The sequence below is a fragment of the Nonomuraea candida genome, assembly GCF_000725485.1.
GTDB classification, from domain to species: Bacteria; Actinomycetota; Actinomycetes; order Streptosporangiales; family Streptosporangiaceae; genus Nonomuraea; species Nonomuraea candida.
This window is the reverse complement of the sequence record NZ_JOAG01000049.1, coordinates 22,728-42,553: the sequence shown is the minus strand read 5'-3', so window position 1 is coordinate 42,553 and position 19,826 is coordinate 22,728. Positions and strand designations below refer to the sequence as shown.

20 protein-coding genes and 1 riboswitch are annotated in these 19,826 nt (G+C 71.8%); of the genes, 10 read left to right on the top strand and 10 right to left on the bottom strand.

Annotated features, from left to right (window positions below; all coding sequences use genetic code 11):
- Nucleotides 1-35 precede the first annotated feature (35 nt).
- Complete coding sequence (locus tag IO39_RS36515; RefSeq protein WP_043633567.1) at nucleotides 36-1,688, top strand: DNA repair helicase XPB; 1,653 nt, start codon at nucleotides 36-38, stop codon at nucleotides 1,686-1,688.
- Between the two features lie 289 nt (nucleotides 1,689-1,977).
- On the opposite strand, the gene IO39_RS36510 is transcribed toward IO39_RS36515, so the two are convergent.
- The gene (locus IO39_RS36510; protein WP_043633565.1) at nucleotides 1,978-2,313 is read right to left on the bottom strand and encodes a hypothetical protein; all 336 of its coding nucleotides are present in this window, start codon (nucleotides 2,311-2,313) and stop codon (nucleotides 1,978-1,980) included.
- Between the two features lie 120 nt (nucleotides 2,314-2,433).
- On the opposite strand from IO39_RS36510, the gene IO39_RS36505 reads away from it, so the two are divergent.
- Nucleotides 2,434-4,515, top strand: coding sequence for a HelD family protein (locus IO39_RS36505; protein WP_043633562.1), 2,082 nt, complete (start codon nucleotides 2,434-2,436; stop codon nucleotides 4,513-4,515).
- A 64-nt stretch (nucleotides 4,516-4,579) separates the two neighbouring features.
- Entirely contained in the window at nucleotides 4,580-5,110 is a 531-nt protein-coding gene (locus IO39_RS36500; RefSeq protein WP_043633560.1) for a YbhB/YbcL family Raf kinase inhibitor-like protein, read from the top strand.
- A 186-nt stretch (nucleotides 5,111-5,296) separates the two neighbouring features.
- Here IO39_RS36500 and IO39_RS55225 read toward each other — a convergent pair whose 3' ends face one another.
- The 6 genes from IO39_RS55225 to IO39_RS36470 form a co-directional block, all read right to left on the bottom strand.
- Nucleotides 5,297-5,779 (bottom strand): hypothetical protein, encoded by a 483-nt coding sequence (locus tag IO39_RS55225; RefSeq protein ID WP_157549403.1) that lies wholly within the window; start codon nucleotides 5,777-5,779, stop codon nucleotides 5,297-5,299.
- Nucleotides 5,780-5,926: 147 nt separating this feature from the next.
- Nucleotides 5,927-7,552: a chaperonin GroEL gene (gene groL / locus IO39_RS36490; protein ID WP_043633556.1), complete on the bottom strand. Its 1,626-nt coding sequence runs from the start codon at nucleotides 7,550-7,552 to the stop codon at nucleotides 5,927-5,929.
- A gap of 329 nt (nucleotides 7,553-7,881) precedes the next feature.
- On the bottom strand, nucleotides 7,882-8,082 hold the full coding sequence (locus IO39_RS36485) for a cold-shock protein (protein ID WP_043633553.1): 201 nt from the start codon (nucleotides 8,080-8,082) through the stop codon (nucleotides 7,882-7,884).
- Between the two features lie 240 nt (nucleotides 8,083-8,322).
- Nucleotides 8,323-8,598, bottom strand: a complete 276-nt coding sequence (locus IO39_RS36480) for a MoaD/ThiS family protein (RefSeq protein ID WP_043633550.1) — start codon at nucleotides 8,596-8,598, stop codon at nucleotides 8,323-8,325.
- 22 nt (nucleotides 8,599-8,620) lie between these two features.
- Entirely contained in the window at nucleotides 8,621-9,856 is a 1,236-nt protein-coding gene (gene thrC / locus IO39_RS36475) for a threonine synthase (RefSeq protein ID WP_043633547.1), read from the bottom strand.
- A gap of 13 nt (nucleotides 9,857-9,869) precedes the next feature.
- A riboswitch (SAM riboswitch) is annotated at nucleotides 9,870-10,011 on the bottom strand.
- Between the two features lie 79 nt (nucleotides 10,012-10,090).
- Complete coding sequence (locus IO39_RS36470) at nucleotides 10,091-10,546, bottom strand: RNA polymerase sigma factor (protein ID WP_245642500.1); 456 nt, start codon at nucleotides 10,544-10,546, stop codon at nucleotides 10,091-10,093.
- A 130-nt stretch (nucleotides 10,547-10,676) separates the two neighbouring features.
- Here IO39_RS36470 and IO39_RS36465 point away from each other — a divergent pair, with 130 nt between their 5' ends.
- Complete coding sequence (locus IO39_RS36465; protein WP_043633541.1) at nucleotides 10,677-12,101, top strand: alpha,alpha-trehalose-phosphate synthase (UDP-forming); 1,425 nt, start codon at nucleotides 10,677-10,679, stop codon at nucleotides 12,099-12,101.
- A 175-nt stretch (nucleotides 12,102-12,276) separates the two neighbouring features.
- Complete coding sequence (locus IO39_RS36460) at nucleotides 12,277-13,476, top strand: MFS transporter (protein ID WP_043633538.1); 1,200 nt, start codon at nucleotides 12,277-12,279, stop codon at nucleotides 13,474-13,476.
- Here the strand turns inward: IO39_RS36460 and IO39_RS55220 are convergent.
- The 3 genes from IO39_RS55220 to IO39_RS36445 form a co-directional block, all read right to left on the bottom strand.
- Complete coding sequence (locus IO39_RS55220) at nucleotides 13,454-14,104, bottom strand: hypothetical protein (protein ID WP_043633535.1); 651 nt, start codon at nucleotides 14,102-14,104, stop codon at nucleotides 13,454-13,456. The genes IO39_RS36460 and IO39_RS55220 overlap by 23 nt on opposite strands.
- A 63-nt stretch (nucleotides 14,105-14,167) precedes the next feature.
- Entirely contained in the window at nucleotides 14,168-14,938 is a 771-nt protein-coding gene (gene otsB / locus IO39_RS36450) for a trehalose-phosphatase (RefSeq protein WP_043633532.1), read from the bottom strand.
- A 39-nt stretch (nucleotides 14,939-14,977) separates the two neighbouring features.
- Nucleotides 14,978-15,277, bottom strand: coding sequence for a DUF3263 domain-containing protein (locus IO39_RS36445; RefSeq protein WP_052423823.1), 300 nt, complete (start codon nucleotides 15,275-15,277; stop codon nucleotides 14,978-14,980).
- A gap of 117 nt (nucleotides 15,278-15,394) precedes the next feature.
- Between IO39_RS36445 and IO39_RS36440 the strand changes: the two genes are divergently transcribed.
- The 5 genes from IO39_RS36440 to IO39_RS36420 all read left to right on the top strand — a co-directional run bounded on the left by IO39_RS36440 (nucleotide 15,395) and on the right by IO39_RS36420 (nucleotide 19,825).
- Complete coding sequence (locus tag IO39_RS36440; protein WP_043633530.1) at nucleotides 15,395-16,201, top strand: SAM hydrolase/SAM-dependent halogenase family protein; 807 nt, start codon at nucleotides 15,395-15,397, stop codon at nucleotides 16,199-16,201.
- A 146-nt stretch (nucleotides 16,202-16,347) separates the two neighbouring features.
- Nucleotides 16,348-16,974: a hypothetical protein gene (locus IO39_RS36435; protein WP_052423822.1), complete on the top strand. Its 627-nt coding sequence runs from the start codon at nucleotides 16,348-16,350 to the stop codon at nucleotides 16,972-16,974.
- Nucleotides 16,971-18,176: a S8 family serine peptidase gene (locus IO39_RS36430; RefSeq protein WP_084774089.1), complete on the top strand. Its 1,206-nt coding sequence runs from the start codon at nucleotides 16,971-16,973 to the stop codon at nucleotides 18,174-18,176. Before IO39_RS36435 ends, IO39_RS36430 begins: the two co-directional genes overlap by 4 nt.
- A 48-nt stretch (nucleotides 18,177-18,224) precedes the next feature.
- Nucleotides 18,225-18,629, top strand: a complete 405-nt coding sequence (locus IO39_RS36425) for a Zn-ribbon domain-containing OB-fold protein (RefSeq protein ID WP_043633527.1) — start codon at nucleotides 18,225-18,227, stop codon at nucleotides 18,627-18,629.
- A complete protein-coding gene (locus IO39_RS36420; protein ID WP_043633621.1) occupies nucleotides 18,626-19,825 on the top strand; it encodes a lipid-transfer protein in 1,200 nt (399 codons plus the stop codon). The genes IO39_RS36425 and IO39_RS36420 overlap by 4 nt, the downstream gene beginning before the upstream one ends.
- Nucleotide 19,826 lies beyond the last annotated feature (1 nt).

Here is a 19,826-nt window from a genome sequence, read left to right as displayed (position 1 = left end):
CTGTTGCGCCAGGCCCCGTCAGAACCCCACGGAGAATGCCAGTGAGCGATGGACCGCTGATCGTCCAGTCGGACAAGACGCTGCTGCTCGAGGTCGACCACGAGCGGGCCGACGCCTGCCGTAAGGCGATCGCGCCCTTCGCCGAGCTCGAGCGCGCTCCCGAACACGTGCACACCTACCGCGTCACCCCACTGGCGCTGTGGAACGCCCGCGCCGCCGGCCACGACGCCGAGCAGGTCATCGACGCGCTCATCAGCCACAGCCGCTATCCGGTGCCGCACGCGCTGCTGGTGGACATCGCCGAGACCATGGCCCGCTACGGGCGGCTGCGGCTGGAGAAGGACCCGGTCCACGGCCTGGTCCTGACCTCCACCGACCGGGCCGTGCTCGAAGAGGTGCTGCGCTCGAAGAAGATCCAGCCGATGCTGGGCGAGCGCATCGGCGACGACTCCGTCGTGGTGCACCCGAGCGACCGGGGCAACGTCAAGCAGGCCCTGCTCAAGCTGGGCTGGCCGGCCGAAGACCTGGCCGGCTACGTCGACGGCGAGGCCCATCCGATCACGCTGCGCGAGGACGGCTGGGCGCTGCGGCCCTACCAGCGCGAGGCGGCCGACGCGTTCTGGCACGGCGGCTCCGGCGTGGTCGTGCTGCCCTGTGGCGCGGGCAAGACCATCGTCGGCGCGGCCGCCATGGCGCACGCCCAGGCCACCACGCTCATCCTGGTCACCAACACGGTCTCGGCCCACCAGTGGAAGACCGAGCTGCTCAAGCGCACCTCCCTGACGGAGGACGAGATCGGCGAATACTCCGGCAACAAGAAGGAGATCCGCCCGGTCACCATCGCCACCTACCAGGTGATGACCACCCGGCGCAAAGGCGTCTACAGCCATCTGGAGCTGTTCGACGCGCGCGACTGGGGCCTGATCGTCTACGACGAGGTGCACCTGCTGCCCGCGCCGATCTTCCGGATGACCGCCGACCTCCAGGCCCGGCGGCGCGTCGGGCTGACCGCGACGCTGGTGCGCGAGGACGGCCGCGAGGGCGACGTGTTCTCGCTGATCGGCCCCAAGCGTTACGACGCGCCCTGGAAGGAGATGGAGAACCAGGGCTGGATCGCCCCGGCCGACTGCGTCGAGGTGCGCGTGACGCTGACGGACGAGGAGCGGCTGGCGTACGCGATGGCCGAGTCCGAGGAGCGCTACCGCTTCTGCGCCACCACGCCCTCCAAGACGCACGTCACCGAGGCCCTGGTCCGGCGGCATCTGGGTGAGCAGGTGCTGGTCATCGGCCAGTACATCGACCAGCTCGACGAGCTGGGCGAGCACCTCAACGCGCCGGTGATCAAGGGTGAGACCCGGGTCAAGGAGCGCGAGCGGCTCTACCAGGCCTTCCGCGACAAGGAGATCCAGGTGCTGGTGGTGTCGAAGGTGGCCAACTTCTCCATCGACCTGCCCGAGGCGGCCGTCGCGATCCAGGTGTCGGGCACGTTCGGCTCGCGCCAGGAGGAGGCGCAACGGCTCGGGCGCGTGCTGCGGCCCAAGGCCGACGGCGGTGGCGCCCGGTTCTACACGGTGGTCAGCAGGGACACGGTGGACCAGGAGTTCGCGGCGCACCGGCAGCGGTTCCTGGCCGAGCAGGGCTACGCGTACCAGATCATCGACGCCGACGACGTGCTCGGCGGGGTGTGACGGGTGGTGTGAGACCCCGGCCGCTCATCTGAGGGCCGGCGGTGGTGTGAGGCCCGGCCGCTCGCCCGAGCGGCCAGGCATTCAGCGTGGTGTCACGTCCACGAGACTCCGCGGGCCGACGACATTCGAACCACCCCCCTCACCTGCGTACTATCACGCCGCCTGCGACATACCCTCATGATCCGGCAAACCCACCTGATATGCCCGAATTTTTCGGTATTCCCAGCTTGGTGGAAGAAGCCGGTTCTGTCGGTCTCGGCGCCTGCCTCCGGCCGGAGACGCCCGCCGCTCAGCGGACGAGCAGGCCCCCGAGGAAGAGCACGCCCTCGGCCGCGATCCAGGACACCACCCCCGCGCCCATCAACCGGGCGAACAGCCGGGAGTCCTGCCTCGACCACGGCAGCAGCCAGGCGGCCACCGTGCAGCAGGCGGCGAGCGCGGCGAACAGCCCCGAGAAGGTGGAGACCGTGCCGAGGCGCTGCGAGCACGCGGAGGTGGCCTCCCCGCCCGCGCAGAACGCCTCCAGCCCCCACCCCGCGAACACCGAAAGCCCCCACAACGCAGCGAGCAGGAAGCTCGCGATCGTGGGGATGATCGGCGAGAAACGGAGCTGTACCCGCGCCACCTCCTATCCCTACCCCGCCCGCCGCCGGTAAATGCTTTGGAAGCACGCGGAAGTCGCCACTACACTGGCCGATTCGCTGCCTTGGACCACCTCCGTAACCACACAGGGAGGCGCTTTCGCATGCCCGCAGATCAGCTGGCCCCCGACATATCCGACGCACCCACCGACGTGCTCGCCGCCGAGCAGGCGCACCTGGCCGCGTCCAGAGCCGCGCTCAAGGCCATGCGCGCCCACGCCCAGTCCCTGTCCGCGGACGCGGCCGGCGACTGGGTCTCGCAGCAGATCCTCCAGTCGCTGCTCGACCAGCGCGTGGCGGCGCTGGCCGACCATCCGGACACCCCGCTGTTCTTCGGCCGCCTCGACCGCGCCGTCCCCGCGCGGGACGGCTCGCCGCGGCAGAGCGGCGCGGAAGCGGCCGGCGCGGAGCCGGGCGACCACGACCAGGCCGAGGACCTGCCCGAGACGATCTACGTCGGCCGCCGCCACGTGCACGACGGCGGCAGCAAGCCGCTGGTCATCGACTGGCGCGCGCCGGTCTCCCGGGCGTTCTACCAGGCCAGCCCGGCCGACCCGATGGGCATCGCGCGCCGGCGCCGCTTCGGCTACCACGGCGGCGCGCTGACCGCGTTCGAGGACGAGCAGCTGGGCGAGGGCGCCGAGATCGGCCCCTCCAGGATCCTCACCGAGGAGATCGAGCGGCCCCGCACCGGCCCGATGCGCGACATCGTGGCCACCATCCAGCCCGACCAGGACGAGATCGTACGGTCCACGCTGGCCCAGACCGTCTGCGTGCAGGGCGCGCCGGGCACCGGGAAGACCGCCGTGGGCCTGCACCGGGCCGCCTACCTCCTCTACGCGCACCGCGAGCGCCTGGCGCGGTCGGGTGTCATGATCGTCGGCCCGAACAAGGCGTTCCTGTCCTACATCTCCTCGGTGCTGCCCGCGCTCGGCGAGGTCAAGGTCGACCAGACCACGGTGGCGGGGCTGCTCGGCGAGCACTCCGCGCCGGAGGACCCGCTGGTCGCGGCCGTGAAGGGCGACGCCAGGATGGCGGCGGTGCTCGAACGCGCGCTCTGGCTGCACATCACGAAGCCGGAGGAGGGCGTGGTGTTCACCAAGGGCGCCTACCGCTACCGGGTGGCCGACCACGAGGTGCGCGAGATCGTGGCCTCCCTGCGCGGCACCACCCGGTACAACCCCGGCCGGGCGGCGCTGGCGCAGCGACTCGCGCACATGGTGCTGGTCAGGATGGAGCAGCGCGGAGAGTCGCCCGACGACCGGGTGCAGGACGCGGTGGCCCGGTCGAAGCCGGTCAAGCAGCTCGTGGACGCCGTGTGGCCGAAGCTGACCCCGGAGCAGGTGCTGCACCGCCTGCTGTCCGACCCGGAGTTCCTCGCCCGCGCCGCCAAGTCGGATTTGTCGCCTGACGAGCAGGAAATGCTGATCTGGCGGAAGCCGTACCGGAGCTGGAAGTCCGCGAAGTGGTCGGCGGCCGACGCCGCGCTCCTCGACGAGCTGCGCGACCTCATGGAGCGCACGCCCTCGCTCGGCCACCTCGTGGTGGACGAGGCCCAGGACCTGTCCGAGATGCAGCTGCGCGCGCTCGGCCGCCGCTGCCGCAACGGCTCCGCCACCGTGCTCGGCGACCTGGCGCAGGGCACCACGCCGTGGTCGACCCGCTCGTGGGAGTCGGTGCTGGCGCACCTGGGCCAGCCCGAGGGCGAGGTGACGGAGCTGACGCTGGGCTTCCGCGTGCCGCGCGAGGTGCTCGACTACGCCGCCCGCCTGCTGCCCTCCATCGCCCCCGAGCTGGCCGCGCCCCGCTCGCTGCGCCCTGGCCTCGGCTCGCTCACGGTCCTGCCCGGCGGCTCGGTGGCGCGCGCCGCCGAGGAGGCGCTGGCCAAGGAGGGCTCGATCGGCGTGATCGTCCCCGACGCGCAGGTCGCGCAGGTCTCCCAGGCCCTGGCGGGCCTGCCGCACGCCGTGCTCGACCCCGACGCCGCCGAGGAGCACCGGCTGCTGATCGTCCCCGCCACCCTGGCCAAGGGTCTGGAGTACGACCACGTCATCGTGGTCGAGCCCGCCGACATCGTCGAGGCCGAGCCGAGGGGCCTGGCCAGGCTGTACGTCGTGCTCACCCGTGCGGTGACGTCCCTGACGGTCCTGCACGACAAGGCGCTGCCCGCGCAGCTCGTGGCATGACCGGGGGCGGGCGCGGCCGCTTCTAGGATGGCTGGGCAAGCAGCTCTCACCCTAGGAGGATGCCGTGCCCGCACCCCTTCCCCATGAACACCTGCCGTCGGTCCCCGCGCTCGTGGTCGAGAGCGACGACGTCCAGGACGGCGCGACGCTCAGCGAGCTCCACGTCTTCGACGACTGGGGCATGCAGGGGCAGAACCAGTCGCCCGCCCTGCGCTGGTCGGGCGCCCCGGAGGGCACCAGGAGCTACGCCGTCACCTGCTTCGACCCCGACGCCCCCACGGGCAGCGGCTTCTGGCACTGGGTGCTGTTCGACCTGCCGGCCTCGGTGACCGAGCTGCCCACGGGCGCGGGCACGGCCCCCGACTTCAAGGGCCTGCCCGAGGGCGCGGTCCACGCCCGCAACGACTACGGCGTCAAGGCGTACGGCGGCTCGGCCCCGCCCCCCGGCGACCCGCACCGCTACGTGTTCACGGTGCACGCGCTGGGCGTCGACAAGCTCGGCGTGGACAGCGACGCCAGCCCGGCGGTGGTGGGCTTCAACATCACGGCCAACACGCTGGCCCGCGGCCACGTCATCGGCTTCTACGGCGTCTGACAGCCCGCCGTGCGCCCCGCCGCCCCCCTCCGGGCGGCGGGGCGCACGCATCGACCGGCCGGCCGCCGAACCCCGTGGCGAGGCGGCGCACGCCAACCCCGACCAGCCGGCGTGATCCGTGGCAAGGCCCGCCCGCCACCCCGACCGGCCGGCGAGACCCGTGGCGAGGCGGCGCGCACTGCCCGGTCAGCGGGCGAGGCCCATGGCGGGGCAGCCCACCAGCTCGGGCAGCAACGCGTCGATGAGCGGGATGCCCAGGCCGGGCGCGGGCAGGCACAGCGGCATCTGGAGCTCGCGCGGCAGCCGGATCTGGGGCTCGTGCTCGTCACTGAGATGCACGTTGGTCGCCCACGCCCCGTCGGCCCACGCCTCGTCCGCCCGCGCGGGAGCGGCAATCGCGCCGCCCAGGGCCAGGGCGGCGACGGCGGTCAGGGCCAGCCCGGCCAGGGCTGTCATGGTCAGGGCGGCTGCGCCACGAGCACCACCCCGCACGGTCGCGCCACCCCGGACGGTCGCGGCACCCGGGATGGTCGGGGCCCCGGCACCGGGAACAGGGTGGGTGGCGGTGAAGGGAACGGGGTGGGTGGCGATGCCGGGAACAGCCCGGACGGCATTGCCGGGAACGGGGTGGGTGGCGGTGCCGGAGGCACGCCTGCTGCGGAAAGGCATCCTCTACTCCTTCGTCGAGGCGGATGGTCGCCACCACCCTTCCTCACGCCAAGTAGCGGATCAATCGTGAAACGTAATGGCAGTCGCCGAAAACAAGAGCGGCCCGGGAAAACCCCGGGCCGCACTCACGTCTTCGACGGGATAGACCTAGAAGTCCATGTCGCCGCCGCCGGGCATGGCCGGGGCAGCGGGGGTCTTCTCGGGCTTCTCGGCGATGACGGCCTCGGTGGTGAGGAAGAGCGCCGCGATGGAGGCGGCGTTCTGCAGCGCGGAGCGCGTCACCTTGGCCGGGTCGATGATGCCGGAGTCGAACATGTTGACGTATTCGCCGGTGGCCGCGTTGAGGCCCTCACCCGGGGTGAGGTTGCGCACCTTCTCGACCACGACGCCGCCCTCGAGGCCGGCGTTGACCGCGATCTGCTTGAGGGGCTCCTCGAGCGCCTTCTTGACGATCGCCGCGCCGGTCGCCTCGTCGCCGTTGAGCTCCAGCTTGTCGAAGGCCTTGGCGCCGGCCTGCAGCAGCGCCACGCCACCACCGGGGACGATGCCCTCCTCGACGGCCGCCTTGGCGTTGCGCACGGCGTCCTCGATGCGGTGCTTGCGCTCCTTGAGCTCGACCTCGGTCGCGGCGCCGGCCTTGATGACGGCGACACCACCGGCGAGCTTGGCCAGGCGCTCCTGGAGCTTCTCACGGTCGTAGTCGGAGTCGGTGCGCTCGATCTCGGCGCGGATCTCGTTGACCCGGCCGGCGATCTGCTCGGCGTCACCGGCGCCGTCGACGATCGTGGTCTCGTCCTTGGTCACGACCACCTTGCGGGCGCGGCCCAGCAGGTCGAGGGTGGCGGTCTCGAGCTTGAGGCCGACCTCCTCGGCGATGACCTGACCACCGGTCAGGATCGCGATGTCGTTGAGCATGGCCTTGCGGCGGTCGCCGAAGCCCGGGGCCTTGACCGCGACCGAGCGGAACAGGCCGCGGATCTTGTTGACGACCAGGGTGGCCAGGGCCTCGCCCTCGACGTCCTCGGCGATGATCAGCAGCGGCTTGCCCGACTGGACGACCTTGTCGAGCAGGGGCAGCAGGTCCTTGTTGGCGGAGACCTTGCTGTTGACGATCAGGATGTACGGGTCTTCGAGCACGGCCTCCATGCGGTCGGAGTCGGTCACGAAGTACATCGACGTCATGCCCTTGTCGAAGCGCATGCCCTCGGTGAGCTCGAGCTCGAGGCCGAAGGTGTTGCTCTCCTCGACGGTGATGACGCCTTCCTTGCCGACCTTGTCCATCGCCTCGGCGATGAGCGAGCCGATCTCGGCGTCGGCGGCGGAGATGGAGGCGGTCGAAGCGATCTGCTCCTTGGTCTCCACGTCCTTGGCCAGCTTGGAGAGCTCCTCGCTGACGCGCTCGACGGCGGCCTCGATGCCCTTCTTGAGGGCCATCGGGTTGGCGCCGGCGGCGACGTTGCGCAGGCCCTCACGCACCAGCGCCTGGGCGAGCACGGTGGCGGTCGTGGTGCCGTCGCCGGCGACGTCGTCGGTCTTCTTGGCGACTTCCTTGACCAGCTCGGCGCCGATCTTCTCCCAAGGGTCCTCGAGCTCGATCTCCTTGGCGATGGACACACCGTCGTTGGTGATCGTGGGAGCGCCCCACTTCTTCTCCAGCACGACGTTGCGGCCCTTGGGGCCGAGGGTCACCTTGACGGCGTCGGCGAGCTGGTTCATACCGCGCTCGAGACCGCGCCGGGCGTCCTCGTCAAACGCGATCATCTTGGCTGCCATAAGGCTAGACCTCCCAGATGCAGGGTGGCTTGTCGTGGACCGAGCCGACGCCCGCGACGGCATGGGTCAGCATCTCCGTTCGGCAGACCCCATCGTCTCGATCCCGGTTTGGCACTCTGCTGCACAGAGTGCCAACGAACTGTTTAGCACTCTACCCTGCCGAGTGCAAGCGAGCGCCCCCCTGCCCGACACTTCCGTGCAGGTCAGTGTGTCGGTACGGCGAGCCGCCCGAGCAGCTCGCCGCACGCGAGTCGACGAATGAGGGGGTGACGGCCTCACACGGACTGCGTTACCGTGCGATCCCGCCCGGTGCATACCAGCGATGTCAATCAGACCGTGCGGACGGACTCCGCCTGCGGCCCCTTCTGGCCCTGCGTGATCTCGAACTCGACGCGCTGCCCCTGTTCGAGAGAGCGGTACCCGTCCATCAGGATCGCTGAGTAATGGACGAATACATCCTTACCACCGTCTACCGCGATGAAGCCGTAGCCCTTGTCCGCGTTGAACCACTTGACGGTGCCCTGCGCCACTTCCGACTCCTCTTACTGGTCTCTCAGATCTCGCCCATTCCTCCGCGGGACCTGTAATCGTATGACTTAAGGGAAATCAGCCAGACGATCGCCCTCGACCATACCTGTGGCACGGGGTTTGGCAACAGAGTCAATCTGCAAACCGCCAATTTCTTTCTCGGCGAAGTCGTTCAAGGTTGAATAGGCCCGAAAATGGAGAAGGCGCCCACTTGGGGCGCCTTCAAGAGTGGGTGCGGGCCGTCAGCCGCCGGCGACCGCCGGGATGATGGAGATCTGAGTGCCTTCAGGGGCGGGAGTGTCGAGCCCCTCGGCGAAACGGACGTCCTCTTCCCCCACGTAAACGTTGACGAAACGGCGAATCTTGCCCGATTCATCCAGAATTCTCGCGCCGATCCCCGGGTAGTCGGAGTCGAGCTTGGCGAGAACGTCACGAAGCGTCGCGCCTTCGCCACTGACCTCCGCGTTACCGCCGGTGTACGTGCGCAGAATGGTGGGAATCCGCACAGAAACAGACATGTTCGAGAGCCTTTCCTGGTTGTCAGACAGTCGCGCGGAACGCGTCGAGAGAGGGCCGGATCACGGCCGTGGGCCTCGTGTCCTCGTCGCTCAGCACGTCGAGCGTCTTGAGGCCGTCGCCCGTGTTGAGCACCACGGTCTCGGCCTCGGGGTCGAGCCGCCCGCTCTCGGTGAGCTTCTTCAGCACGCCCACGGTCACCCCGCCGGCGGTCTCGGCGAAGATGCCCTCGGTCGAGGCCAGGAGCCGCATCGCGGCCACGATCTCGTCGTCGGTGACGTCCTCGACACCCCCGCCGGTGCGCCGCGCGATGTCCAGCACGTACGGCCCGTCGGCGGGGTTGCCGATGGCCAGCGACTTGGCGATGGTGTCGGGCTTGACCGGCTGGACGACGTCGTGGCCGGCCTTGTAGGCGGCGGACACCGGCGAGCACCCGGCCGCCTGGGCGCCGAAGATCTTGTACGGCGTGTCCTCCACCAGCCCCAGCCTGACCAGCTCCTTGAAGCCCTTGTCGATCTTCGTGAGCTGCGAGCCCGAGGCGATGGGGATGATGATCTGCTCGGGCAGCCGCCAGCCGAGCTGCTCGGCGATCTCGTACGCGAGGGTCTTGGAGCCCTCGGCGTAGTAGGGCCGCAGGTTGACGTTGACGAAGCCCCACTTGTCACCCATGGGGTCGCCGATCAGCTCGGAGCAGAAGCGGTTGACCTCGTCATAGGTGCCGTCGATCCCGATCAGCCGCCCGCCGAAGACGCGGGCCATGGCGATCTTGGCCTGCTCCAGGTTGGCCGGGATGAACACGCACGCCTCCAGCCCCGCCCGCGCCGCCGCGGCGGTCACCGCGCCCGCGAGGTTGCCGGTGGACGAGCAGGAAAGCGTGTGGAACCCGAAGTTGCGCGCCGCCTCCACGGCCATCGCGACCACGCGGTCCTTGAAGGAGTGGGTGGGGTTGCCCGAGTCGTCCTTCACGTAAAGGGACTTGATGCCGAGCTGTCGGCCCAGGTTTCCGGCCTTGACCAATTTAGTCCAGCCGGGGTTCATATTCGGCTTGTCGATGACGTCCGCGGGCACCGGCAACAACGACCGGTAACGCCAGATGTTGGCGGGACCCGACTCGATCTGCGCGCGGGTCACCTCGCCGAAGTCGTAGGCCGCCTCCAGCGGCCCGAAACACTCCTGGCACGCGAAGCTGGGACCCAGCGGGTAACGGGCGCCGCACTCGCGGCAGGAGAGAGCGACGGCAGGACCAAAGTCAAGCGACATGAAGCGAGGCCTTCCCTCATCTTCGCCCACGGCCACCTTGACCGCGAACCGGAATTGGCACCTTGTCCCGGTCGGCCTCGCCAGGTCGCGAGTCGAAAGCCGGGAGGGTTGCCGGGGCTTCGCAGGGCCGGTCCCTCCACCCCTCTGGATGAGCAATATGCAGTTGTTGAAAAGGACTCTACCCTCTTAAGTGGCCGAAATTACCACCCATCTCAGCATGTGAGACGGACAGTCTCAGCGATAGTCCTCACCCAGCACGCCCTGCACGTATTTGCGGGCCTGGTGAATGCGCGACTTCGCGGTGCCCAGCGGGATGTTGAGCTGTTCGGCCACCTCGTTGTAGTCGAGCTGGACGATGTCGCGCAACACCAGCGCCTGCGCCAGGTCGGGTTTGTCGGCCTCCAGCGCCTCCATCGCGTCGAGCAGGTCGAGCCGCGAGCCCGCGATCACGCTGACCCGCCGCACGTCGGGCTTCTGCACGGGCAGCTCGTCGGAGCTCTGCTCGGCCGCCCTGCGCTTCAGCGACCGGTAGGTGGTGCGCGCGCAGTTGGCCGTCACGATGTGCAGCCAGGTGCTGAACCTGGCCCGCCCCTCGAAGCGGCCGATGTTGCGCGCCACGGCCAGCAGCGTATCTTGGCAGGCTTCCTCGGCGTCCTGGTGATAGGGCAGGATCCGGGCGCAGTGACGCATCACGTCAGGCTCGATCCGCGCCAGGAGTTCGCCAAGTGCGCGATGGTCTCCGGCGGCTGCGGAGCGGGCGAGTTCCTCGGTTAGCTCATCAAGCGCCATAGCTGGGATCCTATGATCGAAGGGAGCCTGAATGAACAGCGTCCTGCTCGCCTCCAACCGAGGGCCGGTCTCCTTCACCGTCTCCGACGAGGGCGAACTCACCATGAGACGGGGCGGCGGCGGCCTCGTCTCGGGGTTGTCGGGGGTGGCCAAGGACCACGGCGTGCTGTGGGTCTGCGCCGCGCTGTCCGACGGCGACCGCGGCGCCGTGCGCCTGGCCCCGGGGGGCCGCATCGACCACGCGGGCTACGACACCGGCCCGGTGCGGATGCTCGACATCGCGCCCGCCACCTTCCACCGCGCCTACAACGCCGTGGCCAACTCCACACTGTGGTTCGTCAACCACCTGCTCTACGACATCCCCAACTCGCCCAGCTTCGGCACCAGGTTCGAGCGCGAGTGGGAGTGCTACCGCGACTACAACGGCGCGTTCGCGCTGGCGCTGGCCGAGGAGGCCGCGCACGGCGCCCGCGTGATGGTGCAGGACTATCACCTGACGCTGACCCCCGCGATGCTCCGCGCCGAACGGCCCGACCTGCGCATCGCGCACTTCAGCCACACCCCGTGGGCGCCGCCCGAATACTTCTCCCTGCTGCCCGACGAGGTGGCGGGAGAGGTCCTGGAAGGCATTCTGGGGGCCGATCACGCCGGGTTCCTCACCGACAGGTGGGCGCAGGCGTTCATGGACTGCTGCGAGCGGCTGCTGGGCGCGGAGGCCGACCGCGTGGGGCGCAGCGTCACCTATGAGGGCCGGACGACCCGCATCGGCGTGCACAGCCTGGGCGTGGACGGCGACGCGCTGTGGCAGCGGGCCTGCGAGCCCGACGTCGAGTCCCACGTGACCGCGCTGCGCGAGCAGGTGGGCGACCGCCGCCTGATCGTCCGCATCGACCGCACCGAGCTGTCGAAGAACATCGTGCGCGGGCTGGTCGCCTACCGCGAGTTCCTGGCCGCCCACCCCGAGTGGCACGGCCGCGTGGTGCACCTGGCCTTCGCCTACCCCAGCCGGCACGACCTGCCCGAATACCGCGAATACACCGCCTCGGTGCAGCGCTGCGCCCGGCAGATCGAGGACGAGTACGCCACGGAGGACTGGGACCCGCTGATCCTCAACGTCGACGACGACTATCCGCGTTCGCTGGCCGCGTACCGGCTGGCCGACGTGCTGCTGGTCAACCCCATCCGCGACGGCATGAACCTGGTCGCCAAGGAGGGCCCCGTCCTGTCCCCGCGGTGCGCGCTGGTGCTGTCGCGGGAGGCCGGCGCGGCGGCCGAGCTGGGGCCGCACGCGCTCGTGGTCAACCCCTACGACATCAGCGGCACCGCAGCCGCGCTGCACGAAGCGCTGGTCATGCCGGAGGACGAGCGCCGCACGCGCCGCGACAAGCTGCACGCCGCCGCCACCGCCCTGCCGCCGCAGAAGTGGCTCGCGGCCCAGCTCGACGCCCTCACCTAGCCAGGCGCGCGGGGTCGTCGCCGCCCTCGCGGCCCGGCCGGACGCCCTCGCCCGGCCAGGCGCGTGAAGCGGTCGCCACCCTCGCGGCCCGGCTCGACCGCCCTCCCCTAGCATGGAAGGGACAAACCCAGCGTGAGAGGGACGAACCCCTCCATTTCCAGCGAGAGGCTGCCGGGTGAGCACGGTCTTACCGCCCGTCCGACTGATCAGAGACCGCCCGACCTGGCTCATCTACCTGCAGCTCAGCGCGTTCGCCACCTTCGTGTACGGCCTGAGCGCCGCCCTGCCCCTGCTCCGCGCCGACCAGCGCGCCACGGCCACCGTGGCGGGCCTGCACGGCACGGCCATGGCCGTGGGCACGATCGCGGCCGGGCTCCTGCTCCCCCTGCTCGTCCGGCGGCTCGGCAGGCGCGCCACGAGCTGGATCGGGCTGGCGGGGATGAGCGCCGGCATGCTGACGGTCTTCGCCACCGACGCCCTGCCGCTGACGCTGCTCGGGTACGGCGTGGCCGGCTGGTTCGGCTCCGTCATGCTCTACACCTCCATGGCGGCGCTCAGCGACCACCACGGGCCGGCCGGGGCCGCCGCGATCAGCGAGGCCAACGCGGTGGCCGTGGTGGTGGGCATGGCGATGACGTTCGGGCTCAGCCTGGTCGCCCAGACGACGCTGGGCTGGCGGGCCGCGCTCCTGGCCACGCCGATCGCCGCCGTCCTGCTCGCCCTGACCCTCGGCCGCGTCTGGCCCGCCCCTCGCCCCGCCCCCGCCCCGATCGCCCCGCCCGCCGCCGGGCCGGAGGGCGGGGGGCGGACCGGGTGGCGGTTCCACCTGGCGGGGGCGGTGTTGTTCTGCTGCGTGGCGCTGGAGTTCAGCTTCACCCTCTGGGCCGCCGAGCTGCTCACCGCCCGCACGGGGCTGGGCGTGGCCACGGCGGCCACGGGGCTGACGGCGTTCATGGGCGGCATGGCGGCGGGCAGGTTCGCCGGGACGTACCTGGCGCTGCGGCTGCCGGCCGCGCCGCTGTTCGCGGGGGCGCTGGGGGTGACGTTCGCGGGCTGGCTGCTGTTCTGGCCGAGCACCACGCCGGTGCTGTCGTACGCCGGGCTGGTGGTCTGCGGGCTCGGCGTGTCGCTGCACTTCCCCCTCGCGCTGGCGGCGCTGATCGCCGGCGCGGGCGGCCGGGCGGACCTGGCGGCGGCGGCCTCGCCCGTCTGGGCGGGCGCCGCCATGGCGATCGGGCCGCTGGCGCTCGGCGCGCTGGCCGACGCCTTCGGCACCGGCAGCGCGTTCCTGCTGGTGCCGGTGCTCATCGCCCTGGCCTGCGCCGGCGTCTTCGTCTCCGCCCGGCGCGCCGCTACTTCCAGTCGGCGTGCCTGAGCGCGTCGGCCAGGCCGGGCGTGTTCCACTGGTCGACGACCAGGACGCGGGTCTTCGGCAGGTACCACTCACGCTGCGTGAAGCGCTTGCGCACCTTGAAGCCGGAGCCGGAGGAGGAGACGCAGGTGGACTGCCAGGCGCGGTAGGCGGCCTTGTGCCCGGGGCCGACCTGGCGCAGGCCCTTGGTCACCTTCGGGCCGATGAGCTCGTACCACTTCGGGTTGAAGGGACAGGGCTGCACGTCGCTGGCCGGGTAGTAGGGGCTCCTGCCGGTGTACGGGGAGAAGCCCTCCGCGCCCTGCCTGATGCGCTCGGGACCGAGGACGTAGAAGGAGTCGCACTTGGGCGAGCCCCAGCCCATGGGCTTGCCGCACGTGCCGGTGACGACCTGGACCACGTCCGTGCCGGCGCCGTAGACCTTCCACCCGATCGGGATGTAGAGCGTCAGCCCGCCCCTGAGCCGCAGTTCCTGGGCCGGTGCGGCGTGCGCGGGCAGGGTGGTGGCGACAGTGGTGAGCACGGTGGTGAGCGCCGTGGTGAGCGCCGTGGTGAGCGCCGTGGTGAGCACGGTGGCGGGCAGGAGGGTGGCCGCGGCGGCGGCCGCGGCGGCGAGGTGGCGCTTGGACATGCGCCGACCCTAGTGATCACCACTTGCAGATCAGTCACGAACGGCTGAAAGCCGCACGAGCGGTCAGGGGCGGGTGAAGGCGGTCGCCAGTTCGGCGAGCAGCGCCACCACTCCGTCCGGGCCGTCCACCACGATGTCGGCCCGCTCGGCCAGCGCCGTCACCTCGGTGGAGCCGCTGCACACGGTCACGCCCGGCAGCCCCGAGGCGCGTACGGCGTCGAAGGCGGCCAGGTCGCCCAGGTCGTCACCGACGAACATCACGGATCTGGCGCCCCGCTCCGCCAGGTACGCGCTCAGCGCGTGCCCCTTGTCCATGCCGGGCGGGCGCAGCTCCAGCACCATGCGCCCGGGCTCGATCACCAGGTCGTGGCGGGCGGCCAGCTTGGCCAGCGGCTCTCGCAACAGGGCCAGCGCGCCCTCGGGGTCGGCGCCGCGCCGGGTGTGCACGGCCATGGCCCGGCCCTTGTCCTCGATGGTGACGCCGTCCAGGCCGAGCGAGCCGAGCAGCGGCGGCAGCTCGGCCCTGGCCCGGGCCACGCCCGGCGGGGGCGGGGGCGCGGAGATCCGCCCGCCCTCCCAGCGTTCGAAACCGTAGTGCCCGAGCACGACCAGACCCGGCACGTCGGCCAGGCCGGGCCCGAGCTCCAGGGCGGTGGCCGCGGGCCTGCCGGTCACGATGGCCACCGCCAGGACGTGCGCGCCCAGATCGGCGAGAACCTCGGGCGCTTCGGGGTGGATCACGGCCTTGGCGGGGTCGGGCACGATCGGCGAGAGGGTTCCGTCGAAGTCGAGCCCGATCACGGCGCCCGCCGGATCGCTCAGGATGGCTTCCATTCCAGGGATGTTCTTCACGCGCCTGCCGTACCCAGCAGGTCAGGGACGCATGCCAAGCCTTCTGGCGGCGCGGTCGCGCCGGCGCGCGGACCGTAACCTGCGCAGCCGCTTGACCAGCATGGGGTCCTGTTCGAGCGCCTCCGGCCGGTCGATCAACTCACCGAGCAACTGGTAATAGCGGGTGGCGGAGAACCCGAAGGTCTCCTTGATCGCATGCTCCTTAGCGCCCGCGTAGCGCCACCATTGGCGCTCGAAGGCGAGGAGTTCGAGATCGCGTTCAGACAGTGGTTGGCGGGACGGTTCCTGGGCAGCATTGTCACCGCTGAGCGGTGCTCCCATGGTGTCCTCCTCGGAAGGGGCGAGCGACGATCACGTCGCCCGCACGCGGCCCGTGGCCATCGTAATGTGCGGAGTGCGGCTGTTCACGACGGATTGAGGGACGTACAGTCACGAAATGTGACCTCAGTCATCACGCTCCTCACCGACTATGGGCTCGAGGATGGTTATGTGGCGGCCTGTCATGGAGTGATCGCCGGGATCGCCCCCGAGGCGCGGGTGATCGACGTGTGCCACCTGATCCCCGCCGGTGATGTACGGCGCGGCGCGGCGGTTCTCGCCCAGACCATCCCCTACCTCCCCCAGGGCATCCACATCGGCGCGGTCGATCCCGGGGCGGGCGGCGCCAGGCGCGCGGTGGCCGTCGAGGCGGGCGGCCGGGTGTTCATCGGGCCCGACAACGGGCTGCTGTCGTGGGCCGTGCACGCCAGCGGCGGCGCGGACGCGGCGTACGAGATCAGCAACGCGGACCACTTCCTGCACCCGGTCTCGCCCACGTTTCACGGGCGCGACGTCTTCTCGCCGGTCGCCGGGCGGCTGTCCGGCGGGCTGAGACCGGCCGACCTGGGGCCCTCGGTGCCGCCGGACAGGCTGGTCTCGCTGCCCGAGCCTACCTCGCTGCTGCGCGAGGGCTCGGTGGAGGGTGAGGTCGTCTCGGTCGACCGCTACGGCAACACCCAGCTCTCGATCACCGTGGACGACCTGCGGGCGCTGGGCGTGCGGGTGGGCGACACGCTGGGGGTGTGGCTGGGGCGGCGGCAGCTCGCGCTGCCGTACCGGGAGACGTACGCGGTGGTGCCGCCGGGGGAACTGGTGGTGTTCGCGGACTCGGCCGGGCTGATCGCGATCGCGGTCAACTCCGGGGACGCGGCGCAGCGGCTGGGCCTGCCGCCGGGGGCGCATGTCAGACTTTCGCCCTGTAAATAGCATAAAGGCGACACAACGGAGTTACTCCTCGTATCGGACTGTTTACCGAAGCGTCGCAAGGGGCGGGCGCGCGCGTGCCAGAATGCACGAGCAGATCGGAGGTCCCTCCCCTTCCGTTCGAGGTCGCCGTGTCCCACCTGCCCATTGTGCTGATCTCCCTCGTCTCCCTGCTCTGGCCCGTCGCGCCGCCACCCGTCTTCGCGGGCCGGCCCGTCGCGCCGCCGCCCGTCTTCGCGGGCTGGCCCGTTCCGCCGCCGCCCGTCTCCGAGCGCTGGCACACCTGGCCGGTGACCCGGGTGTTCCCCGCCGCGGTGCCGGGGATCAGCCCTTCGGGGGCGCGGGTCACGTACGTGCTGGCGGGGGTCGCCCCCGAGGCGCCCTGCCGGGTCGCCTTCCAGCCGGCGGCCGTGCGGCCGGGCTGCCGCACCGCCCTGCGCGCCACGTACGCCGACAGCACGCAGACCTACGTCGTCACCGTGGGCATCGCGGTGCTCGACGGCCCCGGGATCGGCCCCGGGGGCCCGGGGCGATCCGTGACCATGCGGCCCGCGACCGTGCGGCCCGCGGCGTTCCCCGGCGGGCCGGCCGCGCGGTTCGGCGACCGGCAGTACTTCACCGGCGTGGTGGTCGGGTCGCGCGAGCCTTACGTGGTGGCGACGGCCGCGGGGTACGGCGACGGGCGGGCGTACCAGCCGGGCGACCGGGCCGGGCCGCGCCTGCGTGACGCCGCGCGGCAGCTCGCGACGGCGCTGAACCGGGTGATGACCGGATGAGGAGGCGCGTCCTGCCCGTGCTGCTGGCCGGGCTGGTCACGTGCGCCTGCGCCCCCGCCGCCACCGCGCACGGGACCGCGATGGGGGCCGGGAGCGGGTTCGCGGCCGGGAGCGGGTTCGCGGCCGGAGCCGAGGGTGACGGCGGGGACGAGGTGGGGAAGGCGGCGCGGGCCGGGCAGTGGCACCTGGGCGCGCTGCGCCTGCCCGAGGCGTGGCGGTCGAGCAGGGGCGCGGGCGTCGTGGTGGCCGTGCTCGACACCGGCGTGAACGCCGGCCACCCCGACCTGCGCGGCGCCGTCGTGCAGGGCCCCGACCTGACGGGCTCGGGGCAGGCCCCCGGCGGGCGGCACGGGACCGCGATGGCCAGCCTGATCGCCGGGCGCGGCCACGGCGACGGCCGCCGGTGCGGTGTGCTCGGGGTCGCGCCCGGGGCCGAGGTGCTGTCCGTCCGGGTCACGCTGGACAACGACGACCCGCTGCGCGGGAAACACCGCTCCGGCCGGCGCGACGCGCTGGCCAGGGGCATCAGGTACGCCGCCGACTACGGCGCCGACGTGATCAGCATGTCGCTCGGCGGCGGCAGCGGCTCCTGGGAGGGCTCGGCCGCGGAGGAGGAGGCCGTCCAGTACGCGATCGCCAAGGGCGCCGTGCTGGTCGCCTCCTCGGGCAACGACGGGGCCTCGGGCAACAGGAAGAACTTCCCCGCCGCCTATCCCGGGGTCATCGCGGTGGGCGCGGTGGACCGGCGGCTGCGGGTCGCCGCCTTCTCCAACAGGCAGGACTACGTGTCGGTGGTCGCGCCGGGCACGGAGATCGTCACGGCCGACGGGAGCGACTCGTACGTGGTCGGCGACGGCACCAGCTCGGCCGCCGCCATGGTCGCCGGCATCGCGGCCCTGATCAGGTCCGCGCATCCCGGCCTGTCGCCGTACCACGTGCGCACGGCCATCCAGGCGGGCACCAGGCGGCGGCCGCCCGGCGGCTACAGCCCCGCCTACGGGCACGGCGTGGCCGACGCGCCGCTGGCGCTGCGGGCGGCCGGCCGGCTGGACGTGCCGGCGCCGGCGGGGACGCCGGGGCCGGTGGCGTACTTCGGGGACGGGCCCGCGCCGGCCTCCCGGCTGCCGGTGGTGGCGGGGATGGTGCTGCTGGCGATGGGGATGTCGGCGCGCGTGGTGCTGAGACGGCGGAAGCGCGCATGACGGCCCCGCGGGGTTGGACCTAACAAGCGCTTGTGCGAGACTCCGGCTATGACGTACGCCATCGAGGGCTGGTTCACCGTGGAGCGGGACGGCGCCCGCCTGCTCGGCACCAGGTGCGCGGAGTGCGGCACGGTGTGCTTCCCGCCCCGCGACGGGTCGTGCCCCGACCCGCGCTGCGCGGGCACGGAGACGGAGGTGGTCCGGCTGCCGCGGCGGGGGCGGGTCTGGTCGTACACGAACGCCTGCTACCCGCCGCCGGCGCCGTACGTGGCGGCGGAGCCGTACGAGCCGGTCACGCTGGCCGCGGTCGAGCTCGACGAGGTCGGGATCGTGGTGCTCGGGCAGGTCGAGGGGCTGGGCGTGGAGCAGCTCGCGGTGGGCATGGAGCTGGAGCTGACCTCGGGGCCGCTGGCCGACGGCCCGCTGGTGTGGATGTGGGGGCGGGCCTCATGAGCGCCGGTGGAGCCGGGCCGGTGGCGGTGCTGGGCACGGGGATGCATCCCTGGGGCAAGTGGGGCAGGCCCTTCCTGGAGTACGGGGTGGCGGCCGCCCGCGAGGCGCTGCGGGACGCCGGGCTGGCCTGGACGGACGTGCAGTTCGTGGTCGGCGCCGACACGATCAGGAACGGCTACCCGGGCTTCGTCTCCGGCGCCTCCTACGCCAGGGCGCTGGGCTGGTCGGGCGCCAGGGTGGCCTCCTGCTACGCGGCCTGCGCGTCGGGGGCGCAGGCGCTGGACATCGCGCGCACCCGCATCCTGGCCGGCCTGTGCGACGTGGCGCTCGTGATCGGCGCGGAGGCGGCGCCGAAGGGCTTCTTCAAGCCGGTGGGCGGCGACCGGCCCGACGACCCCGACTGGCTGCGCTTCCGCCTCCTGGGCGCGACGAACCCCGCCTACTTCGCCCTCTACGCCCGCCGCCGCATGGCCCTGCACGGCTCGACCCCGGCCGACTTCGCCGCCGTCAAGGTCAAGAACGCGCTGGCGGGCTCGCTCAACCCGATGGCCCGCTACCGCAAGCCCGTCACGGCCGGGGAGGTGGCGGCCTCCCCCATGGTGGCCGACCCGCTGCGTCTCATGGACATCTGCGCCACCTCCGACGGGGGCGCGGCGGTGGTGCTGGCCTCGGAGGCGTTCGCCCGCCGGCACGCCACGCGGTTCGTCCGCCTGGCCGCCGTCTCCACGGTGACGCCGACGTTCCCGAACACGGTGCTGGAGCTGCCGGACTTCGCCACCGACTCCCGGGCGGCCGCGGCGGGACCCGTGAGGCCCTTCAGGGCGGCGATCGCGCACGCGGCGTACGAGGAGGCCGGGGTGGGCCCCGAGGACCTGTCCCTGGCGGAGGTGTACGACCTGTCCACGGCCCTGGAGCTGGACTGGATGGAGGACATCGGCCTGTGCCCGCCCGGCGGGGCGGACAAGCTGCTGCGCGACGGCGCGACCGCCCTCGGGGGCCGGATCCCGGTCAACCCGTCGGGCGGCCTGGCGTCGTTCGGCGAGGCGATCCCGGCCCAGGCCATCGCCCAGCTCTGCGAGCTGACGGCCCAGCTCAGGGGCCGCGCGGGCGCCCGCCAGACGGCGGACGCCCGCGTCGGCCTGGCCGCCAACCAGGGCCTCTTCGGCCACGGCTCAGCGATCATCGCCACCGTGTGAG

Coding starts and splice junctions, on each gene's coding strand:
- IO39_RS36515 (WP_043633567.1), top strand. CDS start 36: ATGCCAGTGAGCGATGGACCGCTGATCGTCCAGTCGGACAAGACGCTG.
- IO39_RS36505 (WP_043633562.1), top strand. CDS start 2,434: ATGCCCGCAGATCAGCTGGCCCCCGACATATCCGACGCACCCACCGAC.
- IO39_RS55225 (WP_157549403.1), bottom strand. CDS start 5,779: ATGCCTTTCCGCAGCAGGCGTGCCTCCGGCACCGCCACCCACCCCGTT.
- groL (WP_043633556.1), bottom strand. CDS start 7,552: ATGGCAGCCAAGATGATCGCGTTTGACGAGGACGCCCGGCGCGGTCTC.
- IO39_RS36480 (WP_043633550.1), bottom strand. CDS start 8,598: ATGTCTGTTTCTGTGCGGATTCCCACCATTCTGCGCACGTACACCGGC.
- thrC (WP_043633547.1), bottom strand. CDS start 9,856: ATGTCGCTTGACTTTGGTCCTGCCGTCGCTCTCTCCTGCCGCGAGTGC.
- IO39_RS36470 (WP_245642500.1), bottom strand. CDS start 10,546: ATGCGTCACTGCGCCCGGATCCTGCCCTATCACCAGGACGCCGAGGAA.
- IO39_RS36465 (WP_043633541.1), top strand. CDS start 10,677: ATGAACAGCGTCCTGCTCGCCTCCAACCGAGGGCCGGTCTCCTTCACC.
- IO39_RS55220 (WP_043633535.1), bottom strand. CDS start 14,104: ATGTCCAAGCGCCACCTCGCCGCCGCGGCCGCCGCCGCGGCCACCCTC.
- otsB (WP_043633532.1), bottom strand. CDS start 14,938: ATGGAAGCCATCCTGAGCGATCCGGCGGGCGCCGTGATCGGGCTCGAC.
- IO39_RS36445 (WP_052423823.1), bottom strand. CDS start 15,277: ATGGGAGCACCGCTCAGCGGTGACAATGCTGCCCAGGAACCGTCCCGC.
- IO39_RS36430 (WP_084774089.1), top strand. CDS start 16,971: ATGAGGAGGCGCGTCCTGCCCGTGCTGCTGGCCGGGCTGGTCACGTGC.
- IO39_RS36425 (WP_043633527.1), top strand. CDS start 18,225: ATGACGTACGCCATCGAGGGCTGGTTCACCGTGGAGCGGGACGGCGCC.
- IO39_RS36420 (WP_043633621.1), top strand. CDS start 18,626: ATGAGCGCCGGTGGAGCCGGGCCGGTGGCGGTGCTGGGCACGGGGATG.